This is a genomic window from Lysobacter sp. F60174L2 (assembly GCF_052547135.1).
Map to the genome: position 1 here is coordinate 287,160 of NZ_JBQWRA010000001.1, position 13,694 is coordinate 300,853.

The following is a 13,694-nucleotide window of genomic DNA, read 5'->3' on the forward strand; positions in this document are numbered from 1 at the left end:
CGACGATATCGGCACCCGGTCACAAACCTTTAGGCCCGACATCGGCAAAGGCTCCGCGCATGAAAAACCCCGCATTCGCGGGGTTTTCCGGCAGTGAGGTCGTGATGCGGTGCTAGGCCACCCGCACCAGCCGCAACGGGTTGTCCCATTCCGCCAGCAGCTCCGCCTCACGGGCCCTGGCGGTGGCCAGGTGCTCGTGCTTGACGTGGCCGTAGCCGCGGATGTGCTCGGGGACCGAGGCGATCTCGACCGCCAGGCCGATGTTGCCGCGGTCGAGCCGCGCCAGCAGTGCCTCGATGGTGGAGAAGTACTCCCCGACCAGGCGGCGCTCGGTGCGACGCTCTTCGGTGTAGCCGAACACGTCCAGTGCGCTCCCGCGCAGCCGGCGCAGCTTCGCCAGCACCCGGAACGCGGTGAACACCCAAGGCCCGAACTCGCGCTTCACGCCACGGCCGTGGGCGTCCTTCTTCGCCAGCAGCGGCGGCGCGAGGTGGAACTTCAGCTTGTAGTCGCCATCGAACTGCTGCTGCACGCGGCGCATGAAGTCGCCGCTGGTGTAGAGGCGGGCGACCTCGTACTCGTCCTTGTAGGCCATCAGCTTGAACGCGTAGCGGGCGACCGCCTCGGTCAGGTCGCTGCTGGCGGCGACGCGGGCGTGCTCGGCCTCGCGCACCTTGGCGACGAAGTCGGAATAGCGGCGCGCGTAGGCGGCGTCCTGGTAGTCGGTCAGGAACGCGACCCGGCGCGCGATCACCTCGTCGAGCGAACGCGACAGGCGGGCGTCGTCGAGCGGCAGGAAGGCGACGCTGTCGCCCTCGGCGCCGTGCTCGGGGACGTGGCGCAGTTCGTCCTGCGCGGTGGTCGTGCGCGGTGCCGACGGGCTGCCGAACTCGTGGCCTTCCCACTCGCCGGCACCGAGCATCGGCAGCGCGTGCGGGGTCGACTCGGCCGCGGTCGGCCGGTTACGGACCAGCCCGGCAGCCTCGGCCACGGCGGCCGGATCGATCACCGCCAGCCGGCCCCAGGCGAACGCCGCCTTGTTCTTGTCGATCGCCGCGCCGTTGAGCTCGACCGCGCGCATGATCGACTCCAGTGACAGCGGCACCAGCCCCTGCTGCCAGGCGTGGCCGAGGATGAACAGGTTCGACATGATCGCGTCGCCGAGCAGCGCGGTTGCCAGCTGGGTCGCGTCGACCACATGCAGGTTACCGGCCGCCGTCTCCTCGCCGCCGAGCGCCTTGCGCACCGCGTCGATGATGTCGCTGGCCGGGAACTGCATGTCCGGGCGCGTGGTGAACGTGCCCGGCATCGCCTCGTAGCTGTTGAGCACCACGGTCGAGCGACCGCCGCGGACCTTCGACAGCGCCCAGTAGTCGTTGACCACGACCATGTCGCAGCCGAGCACCAGGTCCGCTTCACCGGCGGCGATGCGCACCGCGTGGATGTCGGCCGGGGTGTTGGCGATGCGGATGTGGGTGGTGACCGCGCCGCCCTTCTGCGCCAGGCCGGTCTGGTCGAGCACGGTCGCGCCCTTGCCTTCCAGGTGCCCGGCCATGCCGAGCAGCGCGCCGATGGTGACCACGCCGGTGCCGCCGACGCCGGTGATGAGGATGTTCCAGGGCCTGTCGAGCGCCGGCAGGGTCGGCAGCGGCAGGTCGGCGAGGCGGTCCTTCGCGCTGCTGCCGCTCTTGGCCGGCATGCCCTTCTTGAGCGCGCCGCCCTCGACCGTCACGAAGCTCGGGCAGAAACCCTCGACGCAGCTGTAGTCCTTGTTGCAGTTGGACTGGTCGATCTCGCGCTTGCGGCCGAACTCCGTCTCCTTCGGCAGCACCGACACGCAGAACGACTTCTTCCCGCAATCACCGCAGCCTTCGCACACCAGCGAGTTGACCATGACGCGCTTTTGCGGATCGACCATCTTGCCGCGCTTGCGGCGGCGACGCTTTTCGGTCGCACAGGTCTGGTCATAGATCAGCACCGACGTACCCTTGACCTCGCGCAGACGCTTCTGCACGTCGTCGAGGTGCTTGCGGTCCTCGAACTCGACGCCGTCCGGGAAGAGCGAGCGATCGCTCCACTTGGCGATGTCGTCGGAGACCACCACGATCGCCTGCACGCCTTCGCTGCGCACCTGCTGGGCGATGTGCGGGACGCTGAGCTGGCCGTCGACCGGCTGCCCGCCGGTCATCGCCACCGCGTCGTTGTAGAGGATCTTGTAGGTGATGTTGACCCCGGCGGCGACCGCCTGCCGGATCGCCAGCGAACCGGAGTGGAAGTAGGTGCCGTCGCCGAGGTTCTGGAACACGTGCGCGGTGTCGGTGAACGCCGCCTGCCCGGCCCAGGTCACGCCTTCGCCGCCCATGTGGGTGTAGGTGTCGGTGCTGCGGTCCATCCACGTGACCATGTAATGGCAACCGATGCCGCCCAGGGCGCGGGAGCCTTCGGGCACCACGGTCGAGGTGTTGTGCGGGCAGCCCGAGCAGTAGTGCGGCACGCGCGGGAAATTCGCCCGGGGCAGCGCCAGCTCGGCTTCCTTCTGCGCCATCCACTGCAACACGTTGTCCATGCGCTCGCTGGCGCCGGCATCGAGTGCGATGTTCTTCTGGATGCGCCGACCGATCACGCCGGCGATCGTCGCCGGGGTCAGCTCGCCGGTGCTCGGTAGGATCCACGCGCCGGACTCGTCGTACTTGCCGATGATGCTGGGGCGAGCGCCACCGAAGTCGGCATCGGTCCAGTTGTACATCGACTCCTTCATCTGGTTCTCGATGAAGGCGTGCTTCTCCTCCACCACGAGGATGTCGGACAGGCCGCGCACGAAGTTGCGCAGGCCGACCGGCTCCAGCGGCCAGGTCATGCCCACCTTGTAGACGCGGATGCCGAGGTCGGCGCAGGCGCGCTCGTCGAGGCCGAGGTACTCCAGCGCGGTCAGCACGTCGAGGTAGGACTTGCCGGTGGTGATGATGCCCAGCTTCGGGTTCGGCGAATCGATCACGATGCGGTCGACCTTGTTGGCCCGCGCGAACGCCTGCGCGGCCTTGACCGCGTAGCGGTGCAGGCGCATCTCCTGGTCCATCGGCGGGTCGGGCCAGCGGATGTTGAGGCCGCCGACCGGCATCTCGAAGTCGTCGTCACCGGGCACCACGATCTGCAGCGCCAGTGGATTGACGTCGACCGAGGCCGACGACTCGACCGTCTCGGCGATCGTCTTGAAGCCGATCCAGCGGCCGGTGTAACGCGACATCGCCCAGCCGATCGCGCCCATGTCGAGGATGTCCTGCACCCCGGCCGGGTTGAGGATCGGGATCATCGCGCTGGTGAACTCGCCTTCCGAGCCGTGCGGCAGCGTCGACGAACGACACGCGTGGTCATCGGCCGCCAGCGCCAGCACGCCGCCATAAGGCGAAGTGCCGGCGGCGTTGGCGTGCTTGAACACGTCGCCGCTGCGGTCCACGCCGGGGCCCTTGCCGTACCACATGCCGAACACGCCCTGGTGCTTCGCGCCCGGGAACAGCTGGGTCTGCTGGGTGCCCCATACCATGGTCGCGCCGAGGTCCTCGTTCAGGCCGGGGGCGAACTTCACCCCGGCCGTCTCCAGGTGCTTCTTCGCCCGCCACAGCTCCAGGTCGAACCCGCCCAGCGGCGAACCGCGGTAGCCGGAGATGAAGCCGGCGGTGTCGAGCCCGGCGGCCTGGTCGCGCAGCCGCTGCATCAGCGGCAGCCGCACCAGCGCCTGCACGCCAGACAGATAGATGCGCCCCGATTCGCGGCTGTACTTGTGGTCGAGGCTGTAGTCGGGATCGACCACGGACGAGGTCAGGGACGTGTTCGCCGAGGACGGCGAACTGAGTTCGGCGGTACTGGTCATGCGTGGCTCCGGCGCGGCAAACGGCCGCGGGGTGGCTGCGGAAGAGTGGAAGCGGAACGGCGTCGCGCCCGAACGGGCAAAACCGTGGGGCAAAGCCCCGGAATTGTAGCAGTGGCGGCAGCTGCCCCCGGTGTCGGGGTACCATGGACGGGTCACACAGGGGGATTCCATGCAGCTTCGCAAACTCGCATTCACCGCGCTGGCCGGGGTGGTCCTGGCCGCTGCCGGCCTTTCCGGCGCCGCCGCCGCGCAGGGCGCCACGGTCGTGCCGACGTCCGAGTTCTACTTCGACGAGGAGCCGCGGACCACACGTCCGGTGGTGGCGGTCGAGGGCAGCGGCGACCCGCTCGCGCAGAAACTCCTCAAGGAGATCCAGCGCAACCCGCGGGCCCGGGCCGAGACCGCCCAGCTCGCGCACATGGCGATGGCCGGTGGCCGCCCGCAGGTCGGCCATGAGCTTTACGGCCGCGCGATCGCCCAGCTGGACACCAACAACGCGCTGTACCGCCCGGTGCTGTGGAACTACGGCTGGGACCTGTACCGCCTGGGCGATTACGACGCCGCGCTGGCGCAGTGGATGACGCTGCTGCAGTCGCGCCGGGTCGACGCCGACTGGATGCCGCCGACCTTCGCGCTGGTGCTGTGGCAGCTCGACCGCAAGGTGGAGGCGGTGCAGTGGTATGCCGCCGCGGTGCGCACCCGGCCGGACCGCTGGAACGGCGCCGACCAATACCCGGTGCTGTTGCCGGACTGGTCCGTCGACGACCGCGCCATCCTCGCCGAGGTGCAGCAGGCCTGGCAGGCCGACCCGCCGGACTGGGGCTGAGCCGACCGGTCCCCCCGCACCACCCGCAAACCCGGCTCCGGCCGGGTTTCGCATTCCGGCTCGCGCGGCCGCGCAAAGTGGCGCTAAAGTGACCCTCGTCGCGAGGGGAACGGAATGTCCGTATCGACGTTGAGCGTGATGGTGGTCGAGGACCACGGCTTCCAGCGCCGGATGGCGCTGCGCCTGCTGGATGAACTCGGGGTCGAGGACGTCGACGAGGCCGCCGATGGCAAGTCGGCGCTGCGGCAGCTCGCGGCCCGCACGCAACCCCCCGATATCGTCATGGTCGACCTCGACATGCCCGGCATGGACGGCATCGAGTTCATCGGCCACGTCGCCCAGCGCCGGCTCGCGCGCTCGGTGCTGGTGGTCAGCGCGCTGGACCCGGCGCTGCTCAACACCGTCCAGACCATGACCCGCGCCTACGGCCTGCACGTGCTCGGCAGCGTCGAGAAGCCGCTGACCGCCGACAAGCTGGCCGCCGCGCTGGCCGGCTACGACCTGCTGCTGCATTCGGAAGACGTGGACGACAGCGTCGATATCAGCGCCACCGAAATCCGTACCGCACTCGGTCGCGGCGAGATCCGTCCGTGGTTCCAGCCCCAGGTCGAGTTCGGCAACGGCAAGCCGGTGGCGGTCGAGGCGCTGGCGCGCTGGGTCCGCGCCGACGGCCGGGTGGTGCGGCCGCAGAACTTCATCGGATTGCTGGAGCGCGAGGGCCTGGCCGATCCGCTGACCGACCTGATGCTGGAGCAGGGCTGCCGCTGGAAGCGCGAATGGGACCGGGCCGGCCTGTGCCTCAACCTGTCGGTCAACGTCTCGCCGACCACGCTGGCCGACCCGACCGCCGCCGACCGCTACCAGCGCATCGTCAAGGAGCAGGGCGTCGACCCGGCCGAGGTGGTGCTGGAGTTGACCGAAAGCTCGGTGATGGCCGATGCCGCGCGGGCGCTCGGCGTGCTTGCGCGACTTCGGCTGAAGGGCTTCGGGCTGTCGATCGACGATTTCGGCACCGGCTATTCCTCGCTCGCGCAGCTCTCGCAGATCCCGTTCACCGAGCTCAAGATCGACCAGGGCTTCGTCGTCGGCGCCCACAGCCAGCCGCGCAAGCGCGCGGTGGTCGAGGCCAGCCTCGACCTCGCCCGCAAGCTCGGGCTGGAGGTCGTGGCCGAGGGCGTGGCCAGCATCGAGGACTGGCAGATGCTGGCCGAACTCGGTTGCGGCATGGCCCAGGGCCACCTGATCGCGCCGCCGGTGCCGCCGGAGGAGCTGCCCGGAGTGGTCAGCCGCTGGCGCCGGCCGGAGCACTGAGCCGGTGGCCGCCGCGTCGACGCCGGTGTCGTGGCGCGCGAGGCTGGCCGAACGGTTGTCGAGGCTGAGCATCCGCCACCAGTTGTGGGCCTTGTTCGGGCTGTTCCTGCTGGCCGGGATGACCGTGCTGGTGATCGACGAGATCGCCCAGCACCGGGCCCGGCAGTCGCTGCTGGCGCTCAAGGACGACTCGCTGCAGCGCATGCGCGCGCTGAAGGCGGTGTCCGACGGCTACGGGCTGGTGGTGGTCGACACTACCTTCCGCGTCCGCAACGGCCTGCTGCCGTGGGACGAGGGCGTCAGCACCATCGATGCCACCCGCGAGCGGATCGAGCGCAACGCGGCGGCCCTGTCGGCGATGCCGCGCGCGTCGTCGCAACAACGCCTGTACGACGAGGTGCAGGCGGCACGGGTCGATGCCGATGCCGCCACCGCGCGACTGCGCGACATCCTGCTGCGCCGCGATGCCGACGCGCTGGCGCGCTTTGCCGATACCGGGCTGTATCCCGCGATCGACCCGGTCACCGTGCGGATCCAGACGCTATCGGACCTGGCGATGGTCGAGGCCGAGGCACTGGTGCGCAAAGACCTCGCGCGCAACCGCACCACCAGCCTGCTGCGCATCGGCTTGTCGCTGTCGGCGCTGCTGGCGGTGGCCCTGATCGGCCGGGTGGTGCTGCGCAATGCCTACCGCGGCATCGAGAGCCTGACCTTCCTCGCCCGGCGGATGCGCGCGCACGACTACACCGCGCAGCCGCGCCACCAGCCGCGCGGCGAGCTGGCCACGGTGATGGACGCCTTCACCGAGATGCGCACCGACGTGATGGACTTCGAGACCGAGCTGATCGACCAGCTCGCCCGCAACGAGGCGACCCTTGCGGCCAACGCGCGGCTGCAGGACGAACTGCGCGAGAGCGAGGCCCGCGCGCAGGCCGCCAACCATGCCAAGTCGAATTTCCTGGCCTCGATGAGCCACGAGATCCGCACCCCGATGATCGGCGTCACCGGCATGATCGAGGTGCTGGCCCACACCCGCCTGGACCCCGACCAGCGCCATGCGCTGAACGTCATCCAGCACTCCTCGCAGTCGCTGCTGCAGATCATCGGCGACATCCTCGACTTCTCCAAGATCGAGGCCGGCCGGCTCGAACTGGCACCCGAACCGCTGCGGCTGGCGACGCTGGTCCGCAGCACCGTCGCCAACTATTCCGGCGCGGCGTCCAGCAAGGGCCTGGCGCTGGAATGCAGCATCGACCCGCGCCTGGCCGAGGCCCATTGCGCCGACCCGTTGCGGCTGCGCCAGGTGCTCGGGAATTTCCTGTCCAACGCGATCAAGTTCACCGCGCACGGCCAGGTGCGTGTTGCGCTGGAGTGGCGGGAGGAGCTCGAGCCCGCCGGCGTCGACGGCCCGGTCCGCGACCGCCTGGTCCTCAGCGTCGCCGACACCGGCATCGGCGTCGGTCACGAAGCGCAGGCGCGGTTGTTCCAGCCGTTCAGCCAGGCCGAGGACGACACCACCCGGCGTTTCGGCGGTACCGGCCTGGGACTGGTGATCTGTCGCCGGTTGGCCGAGTTGATGGGCGGCGAGGTGCGGATGGAGAGCGCCCCCGGGCAGGGCACCACGATGCGGCTGGAACTGGTGCTGCCGCGCGCGCGCGTCGAGGACATCGCGCCCGACGTCCACGCCGGGGCCGCGCCGGTCGCGTTCGCGCCGCGCCGACTGCCCGGCATCGCCCAGGCCGAGAGCGAGGGCAGCCTGGTGCTGCTGGTCGACGACCACCCGACCAACCGGCTGGTGATCGCCCGCCAGCTGGCGCTGGCCGGCTACGCCAGCGAGTCCGCCGAGGACGGCAGCGAAGGCCTGCAGCGCTGGCGCAGCGGGCGCTACGGACTGCTGTTGTCGGACGTGCACATGCCCGGTCTCGATGGCTACCAGCTGGCCCGCGCGATCCGTGGGGAGGAAGCCCGCAACGACCTCGCCCGCACCCCGATCGTCGCGCTGACCGCGTCGGCGCTGAAGGGCGAAGCCGAGCGCTGTCTCGGTGCCGGAATGGACGACTACCTCGCCAAGCCGGTCTCGGTACCGGTGCTGCAGGCCTGCCTGCAACGCTGGCTGCCGCAGACGCGCGACGAGGCGACCGTCCCTTTTTCCACGTTGGCACCCGCCGTGGCCGGTGGAGTCGAGCCGGCGCCGATGCCCGGCCTGCCGCAACTGGCCGACGACCCGCCGCCGCTGGACGGTGTGACCCTCGACGGCCTGACCGGCGGCGACCCGGCCGAGGCACGGCTGCTGCTGGCCGACTTCCTCGACAGCACCACCGGCGACCTCGCCGAACTCGACCGCGCCGTCGCTGCCGGCGACACCCCGGCGCTGGCGCGGCAGGCGCACAAGATCAAGGGCGCCGCACGGCTGGTCGGCGCGGCCGGGCTGGCCGAAGCCGCCGAGGCGCTGGAAACCACCGCCCGCGACAACCCGGGCGCCCACCTTGCCCCGCTGGCTGCCGACCTCCACACCGCGGCCGGCCGTCTGCGCCTGTACGTCGCCGAGCGCTACCGGTAGCGACGGCGGATCCCATCCGGGCCGCTGCTAGGATCGGAGCGACACAGGAAGCCGGGGGAAAGCATGTTTCGACCAATCCACGCATGGATCGCCATCGCCGCGTTGTCCATCGGTGCCGCAGGCGCCGTGCCACTGCAACCGCAACTGACCGAGGCGGAGCAGGCCGCTCTGGATGCCTGTTTCCAGAAGGAGGATGTCGACGCCGGATTCGCCTGCGTCGAGGATCTGCAGTTGCCGTTGCCGCCGGAGATGGCGGAGATGCTGGCCATGGCCGGGGACCCCGTGTTGCAGGAGGCGTACGAGCGCTGGCAGGCGGACTTCGATGCCGCCATGGTCGAGCAGGCGCGTGCCCTGGCCACGCGGGGCGATGCACGCAGCCTGCTGGCGGCGGCGATGATCGTCCCGATCGGCTACGACGAAGCTACGGGGCAGCCGTTACCCGCCGCGGTGGATCCGGCGATCTGGTTCGACGCCGCCCGCCAGGTCCGTCCTGGCGATCCACTGGTCGCGTGGCTGGAGGTCAGCGGCTGCCCCCTGTTCGTTTCCCGCTGCGACCCCGATGCCGCGCTTGCGCGGTTGCTGCAGGTCGATGGTGACAACGGAGCCGTCCAGTGGCTGGCCGTCAATGCGGCATTGGGAGCCGGGGACACGGTCGCCGCGCGGACCCATCTGCGCCTGGCCGCCGGGGCCGATCGCTTCGAGCCCTACGCCAATGCGCTCATGACGACGCTGCTGGACGCGCGTACCGCGGCACCGCTGCCGCCGATGCCGGCCGACGCGGCCCGGGTGCTGGCCAAAACCATGCCGCTTGAGCGGCCGGCGACCAATGCCGATGTCATCGCGATGCTGTCGACCGCGCAATGGGCGGTCCACGCGATACCGTCCCTGTCCGGAATGTTGCAGTTGTGCGGCGCCGGTCAGGATCGACCCGTGCTCGACGCGGCGCTCCGGCAGGACTGCAAGCGACTGATGGCCAAGCTGGCCGCCAGCGATTCCGTGTTGATCTACCCGTCGATCGCGTTGCCGCTGCTGGTCGAACTCGCCAGTGGTCCCGAGCGAGTGGCGTGGCAGGCGCAGCTACGCGAGTTCGCCTGGCTGTCCGAACAGTTCCACGGGTTGCTGACGGCGGGCGGCCCGGGTTTGGCGGCGGTCGACATGGCCACCCATGCACAGGCGATCGCGAACGATGGCGAAGTCGGCGCGGCCCGCCAGCTGCTCCAGCGCAACGGCATCCCATTGCAGCCGCCCGCGGACTGGCGGCCCTCGCACCCCCGGCATCGCGCGCTGCTCGCCCCGGGCAACGCCCCCGCCGGTTGACCACCCCATCACCGCGCCGCGGTGTACGCTGCGGCTTCAGCTGCATCAACAAGCCTGATCACTATCCGGACAGGGGGTGTCGATGAAGACCGTGCTGGTAGCCAGTTCCAAGGGCGGCGTGGGCAAGACCACGATCGCCACCCACCTCGCCGCGCAGGCGGCCCTCGACGGCCTCAACACCGTGCTGGTCGACGCCGACCCGCAGGGCTCGTCGACGCGCTGGGCGCAGCGGCGCGCGGGGTTGGAGAGTGCGGTGCTGCCGCTCGACGGCACCGTTCCGCGCTGGCGCAGCCAGCTGCCGGGGGACACCGGCTACGTCGTGATCGACGCCGCCGCCGGCGCGATGGCGCGCGACCTGGAACCGTTCCTCGCGGCCGCCAACGCGGTGGTGGTGCCGGTGCTGCCGTCGACGTTCGACATCGAGGCCAGCGTCGGCTTCCTCGACACCCTCGCAAAGCACCCGCGGGTGCGCCGCGGCGACCTGCAGGTGGGGCTGGTCGCCAACAAGCTGAAGCCGTGGACCAACGCCTCGCAGCAGGCCGTGGACCTGTTCGCGCAATGGCCGTACCCGGTGGTCGCGCAACTGCGCGACAGCCAGGCCTATGTGTTCCTGTGCGGCATCGGCAAGAGCCTGTTCGACTACCATTCGGCGCAGGTGCGCGAGCACCAGGCGGACTGGCAACCGCTGCTGCGCTGGTTGAAGAAGGCAAGTTGAAGACCACCGTCCGAACCCGACGCCAGCCCACCCCGCCATCGAGGTCCCCATGCGCGAACTGATCCTGCTCCGCCACGCCCACGCCGAATCCGCCACCGCCGGCCAGGCCGACCTCGACCGCCCGCTGTCGGCGGAGGGCCAGGCCGAGGCCGAGGCCGCCGGCAAATGGCTGGTGGAACAGAAACTGGTGCCCGACTGCGTGCTGTGCTCGCCGTCGCGGCGTACCCGCGAGACCCTGGAAGCGGTGCTGGGCGAGATCGGCTACGTCGAGCAGAAGGTCGACGACAGCATCTACGAAGCCGACCCCGGCGCGCTGATCGCGCTGGCCGACCGCCACGCCGATGTCGACCGCCTGATGCTGGTCGGCCACAACCCCGGGATGGAACAGCTGGCGGCGCTGCTGCACAGCGGCCAGTCGGGCGACTACCGCGGCATGCCGCCGTGCGGGGTCGCGGTGCTGAGCATGCCGCGCGACGTCCCGCTGGAACCGGGCGTGGCCCGGCTCAGCGCGTTCTGGTGGCCGTGACGTTCAAGCAGCACTGGCTTGCCTGGGGGGTCGTGGGGGCGCTGGCGTGGCCGGCGTTCGCCGCGGCGCCCGCGTCGATGCCGTTCGCGGCGCCGGATTTCCGGCCCGGCGATTCGATCGGCTTCGACCCCGCCCACACCCGCTTCGGCTTCGAACTGCGCACCCGCTGGGGCCAGCGCGTCGATGGCCGGTTCCCGAACCATGACGGCGCGCTGGTGATCCTGCCCGACGGCCGCCACCAGGTCCGGATCCGGCTGATGACCGCCACGGTCGAGGTCGAAGGCTCGGAGCGCTACGCCGAGCTCGCGCGCGGCGAGCGCTTCTTCGACGCCGCCAACTACCCGGTGATCGAGTTCGTCTCCGAACCGCACCCGGCCGAACTGGCCCACGACGGGGGCAAGCTGCGCGGGCGGCTGAGCATGCATGGGGTGAGCCGGATCGAGACCTTCGTGGTGGCCCCGGCCACCTGCGCGCGCCCCGGCCGCGACTGCGACGTGGTCGCCAGCGGCAGCGTCGACCGCGACGACTACGGCCTCGACCGCTGGCGCCTGGCGCTGACCGACAAGGTCAGTTTCGACATGCGCGTGCGGCTGCAGGACGCGCCGCGATGAGGCATGCGGGTCCCCTGGCGCCGCTGTTGCGGCTGGCGATCGCGTGGCTGGCGCTGATGCTGTCGGCCTGCGCGACGCTGTCGCCGCAGGAGGCCAACCGCGCGGTCGCGCTCGTCGAGGCATCGCGCTCGGCCGAACTGAGCTGCGACGCCGCCGACGCCTGCGCCCAGCCCTCGCCGCTGCACCACCTGGCCGGCCAGGCCTTTGCCGAATCGACCCCGGAGCAGCCGCGGCACTATGCGCTGATCCTCGACCATGGCACCAACGCGCTGCTCGCGCGGGTCAACCTGATCCGCAGCGCGACCACCTCGATCGACCTGCAGACCTACATCTTCGACGAGGACGACGCCGGCCGGCTGATCCTCGACGAGCTGCTCGCCGCTTCGCGCCGCGGGGTGCAGGTGCGGCTGCTGATGGACCAGCTGGCCGCGCTGAAGCACATCGATACGCTCGCCGCGCTGGCCGGCAGCCACGTCAATTTCCGGGTGAAGCTCTACAACCCGGTGTTGAACCGCGCCCGGATCAGCTACCCGCAGTATCTGCTGGCGGCCGCCTGCTGCTGGCGCCAGCTCAACCAGCGCATGCACACCAAGCTGCTGCTGGTCGATGGCGCGGTCGGCATCATCGGCGGGCGCAACTACCAGGACGACTATTACGACTGGGACGACGAGTACAACTTCCGCGACCGCGACGTGCTGGTCGCCGGCCCGGTCGCGCGCGAGATGCGCGGCGACTTCGACATGTTCTGGTCCGACCGCCTCAGCGTGCCGCCGGCGCGGCTGGTGGATGTCGGCCAGTCGATCCTCGACAACGGCGTGCCGACCTTGCCGCCGCACGTGTTCGAACGCCCCGGACGCGCCGCGGACATGCGTGCGCGCGCCGCCGACAGCGCGCTGGTTCGGGACCTGCTGGCCGACAAGGCGCTGGCCGTCGGCGAGGCCCGCTTCATCTCCGACAGCCCGGCCAAGCACCGCCGCGAGGACCCGGCGCGGGTCGCGCAGGCCTCCGGCTCGTTGCGCGCGCTGATCGAGTCGGCGCGCGAGGAAGTGCTGCTGCAGACGCCGTACCTGGTGCTGTCGGACGCTGCGCAGGAGATGTTCGAGCAGTTGCAGGAGCGTTCCGATCCGCCGCGGATCGTGGTCTCGACGAACAGCCTGGCCGCGACCGACGCGTTCATCGCCTACGCGCTGTCGTACAAGTACAAGCGCCGCTACCTGCGCGACTTCGGCTTCAACATCTACGAGTACAAGCCATTCCCGGAGGACGCGCCGATCGACCTGGCCGCGACCGGCGCGACCGTGCCCGAGTACCAGCCCAACCCCGAACCGGTCGCGACCCGCCCGCCCGACCGCAACAGCGTGCTGCGCAGCGCGCGCTACCGCCAGCCGCTGCGGCCCGAGTACGGTGCCACCCGCTACCTGCGTCGCCAGGCCAACGAACCGGTGCCGCTCAAGCGCGCCGGCGTGCGCATCGGCATGCATGCCAAGTCGCTGGTGATCGACGGCCGGATCGGCGTGGTCGGCACCCACAACTTCGACCCGCGCGGCGACCACTACAACACCGAGAGCGCGCTGGTGATCGAGGACGACGCCTTTGCGCAGGCGCTCGAGGCCAGCATCCGGCGCGACATCAGCCCGGCCAACTCCTGGGTGATCGCCCCGCGCGACAAGGCGCCGGTGCTGTGGGGACTGGAGTACTCGCTGGCCAAGGCCTCCGAATACCTGCCGATCTTCGACCTGTGGCCGGTGCGCTACGCCACCAGCTACGAGTACGTGCCCGGCCCGGGCTGCCCCGAGCCGCTGCCGCCGGACGACCCGGGCTTCCGCGACTGCTACCGCCCGGTCGGCGACTTCCCCGGCGTCAACATGGCGGTCAAGGGCCTGCCGACCCGCCTGTTCACCGCCTTCGGCGCCGGCCTGGCCCCGATCCTGTAACACCCCGCCGTCCCACCCCGCATGAC

General features: G+C 70.5%; 9 protein-coding genes. 8 read left to right on the top strand and 1 reads right to left on the bottom strand.

Translation table 11 applies throughout. The features are described from left to right. Positions 1–112 precede the first annotated feature (112 nt). On the bottom strand, positions 113–3,868 hold the full coding sequence (locus ACT9AS_RS01295) for an indolepyruvate ferredoxin oxidoreductase family protein (RefSeq protein WP_445098310.1): 3,756 nt from the start codon (positions 3,866–3,868) through the stop codon (positions 113–115). A gap of 169 nt (positions 3,869–4,037) precedes the next feature. Here ACT9AS_RS01295 and ACT9AS_RS01300 point away from each other — a divergent pair, with 169 nt between their 5' ends. The 8 genes from ACT9AS_RS01300 to ACT9AS_RS01335 all read left to right on the top strand — a co-directional run bounded on the left by ACT9AS_RS01300 (position 4,038) and on the right by ACT9AS_RS01335 (position 13,668). Further along, a complete protein-coding gene (locus ACT9AS_RS01300; protein ID WP_445098311.1) occupies positions 4,038–4,694 on the top strand; it encodes a tetratricopeptide repeat protein in 657 nt (218 codons plus the stop codon). A 114-nt stretch (positions 4,695–4,808) separates the two neighbouring features. Beyond that, positions 4,809–6,005, top strand: a complete 1,197-nt coding sequence (locus ACT9AS_RS01305; protein ID WP_445098312.1) for an EAL domain-containing protein — start codon at positions 4,809–4,811, stop codon at positions 6,003–6,005. A gap of 4 nt (positions 6,006–6,009) precedes the next feature. After that, positions 6,010–8,565, top strand: a complete 2,556-nt coding sequence (locus ACT9AS_RS01310; protein WP_445098313.1) for an ATP-binding protein — start codon at positions 6,010–6,012, stop codon at positions 8,563–8,565. A 63-nt stretch (positions 8,566–8,628) separates the two neighbouring features. Then, the gene (locus ACT9AS_RS01315) at positions 8,629–9,882 is read left to right on the top strand and encodes a hypothetical protein (protein WP_445098314.1); all 1,254 of its coding nucleotides are present in this window, start codon (positions 8,629–8,631) and stop codon (positions 9,880–9,882) included. Between the two features lie 82 nt (positions 9,883–9,964). Beyond that, on the top strand, positions 9,965–10,597 hold the full coding sequence (locus ACT9AS_RS01320; RefSeq protein WP_445098315.1) for a nucleotide-binding protein: 633 nt from the start codon (positions 9,965–9,967) through the stop codon (positions 10,595–10,597). Between the two features lie 49 nt (positions 10,598–10,646). Beyond that, positions 10,647–11,123 carry a histidine phosphatase family protein gene (locus ACT9AS_RS01325; protein WP_445098316.1) on the top strand — a complete coding sequence of 159 codons (477 nt, stop codon included), beginning with the start codon at positions 10,647–10,649 and terminating at the stop codon, positions 11,121–11,123. Beyond that, entirely contained in the window at positions 11,114–11,734 is a 621-nt protein-coding gene (locus ACT9AS_RS01330) for a YceI family protein (RefSeq protein ID WP_445098317.1), read from the top strand. The genes ACT9AS_RS01325 and ACT9AS_RS01330 overlap by 10 nt, the downstream gene beginning before the upstream one ends. Beyond that, positions 11,731–13,668: a phospholipase D-like domain-containing protein gene (locus ACT9AS_RS01335; protein ID WP_445098318.1), complete on the top strand. Its 1,938-nt coding sequence runs from the start codon at positions 11,731–11,733 to the stop codon at positions 13,666–13,668. The genes ACT9AS_RS01330 and ACT9AS_RS01335 overlap by 4 nt, the downstream gene beginning before the upstream one ends. Positions 13,669–13,694: the final 26 nt, after the last annotated feature.

Excerpts from the sequence above, each read along its gene's own strand:
- ACT9AS_RS01320 (WP_445098315.1), top strand. The coding sequence starts at position 9,965 with ATGAAGACCGTGCTGGTAGCCAGTTCCAAGGGCGGCGTGGGCAAGACC.
- ACT9AS_RS01305 (WP_445098312.1), top strand. The coding sequence starts at position 4,809 with ATGTCCGTATCGACGTTGAGCGTGATGGTGGTCGAGGACCACGGCTTC.
- ACT9AS_RS01300 (WP_445098311.1), top strand. The coding sequence starts at position 4,038 with ATGCAGCTTCGCAAACTCGCATTCACCGCGCTGGCCGGGGTGGTCCTG.
- ACT9AS_RS01295 (WP_445098310.1), bottom strand. The coding sequence starts at position 3,868 with ATGACCAGTACCGCCGAACTCAGTTCGCCGTCCTCGGCGAACACGTCC.
- ACT9AS_RS01315 (WP_445098314.1), top strand. The coding sequence starts at position 8,629 with ATGTTTCGACCAATCCACGCATGGATCGCCATCGCCGCGTTGTCCATC.
- ACT9AS_RS01325 (WP_445098316.1), top strand. The coding sequence starts at position 10,647 with ATGCGCGAACTGATCCTGCTCCGCCACGCCCACGCCGAATCCGCCACC.
- ACT9AS_RS01335 (WP_445098318.1), top strand. The coding sequence starts at position 11,731 with ATGAGGCATGCGGGTCCCCTGGCGCCGCTGTTGCGGCTGGCGATCGCG.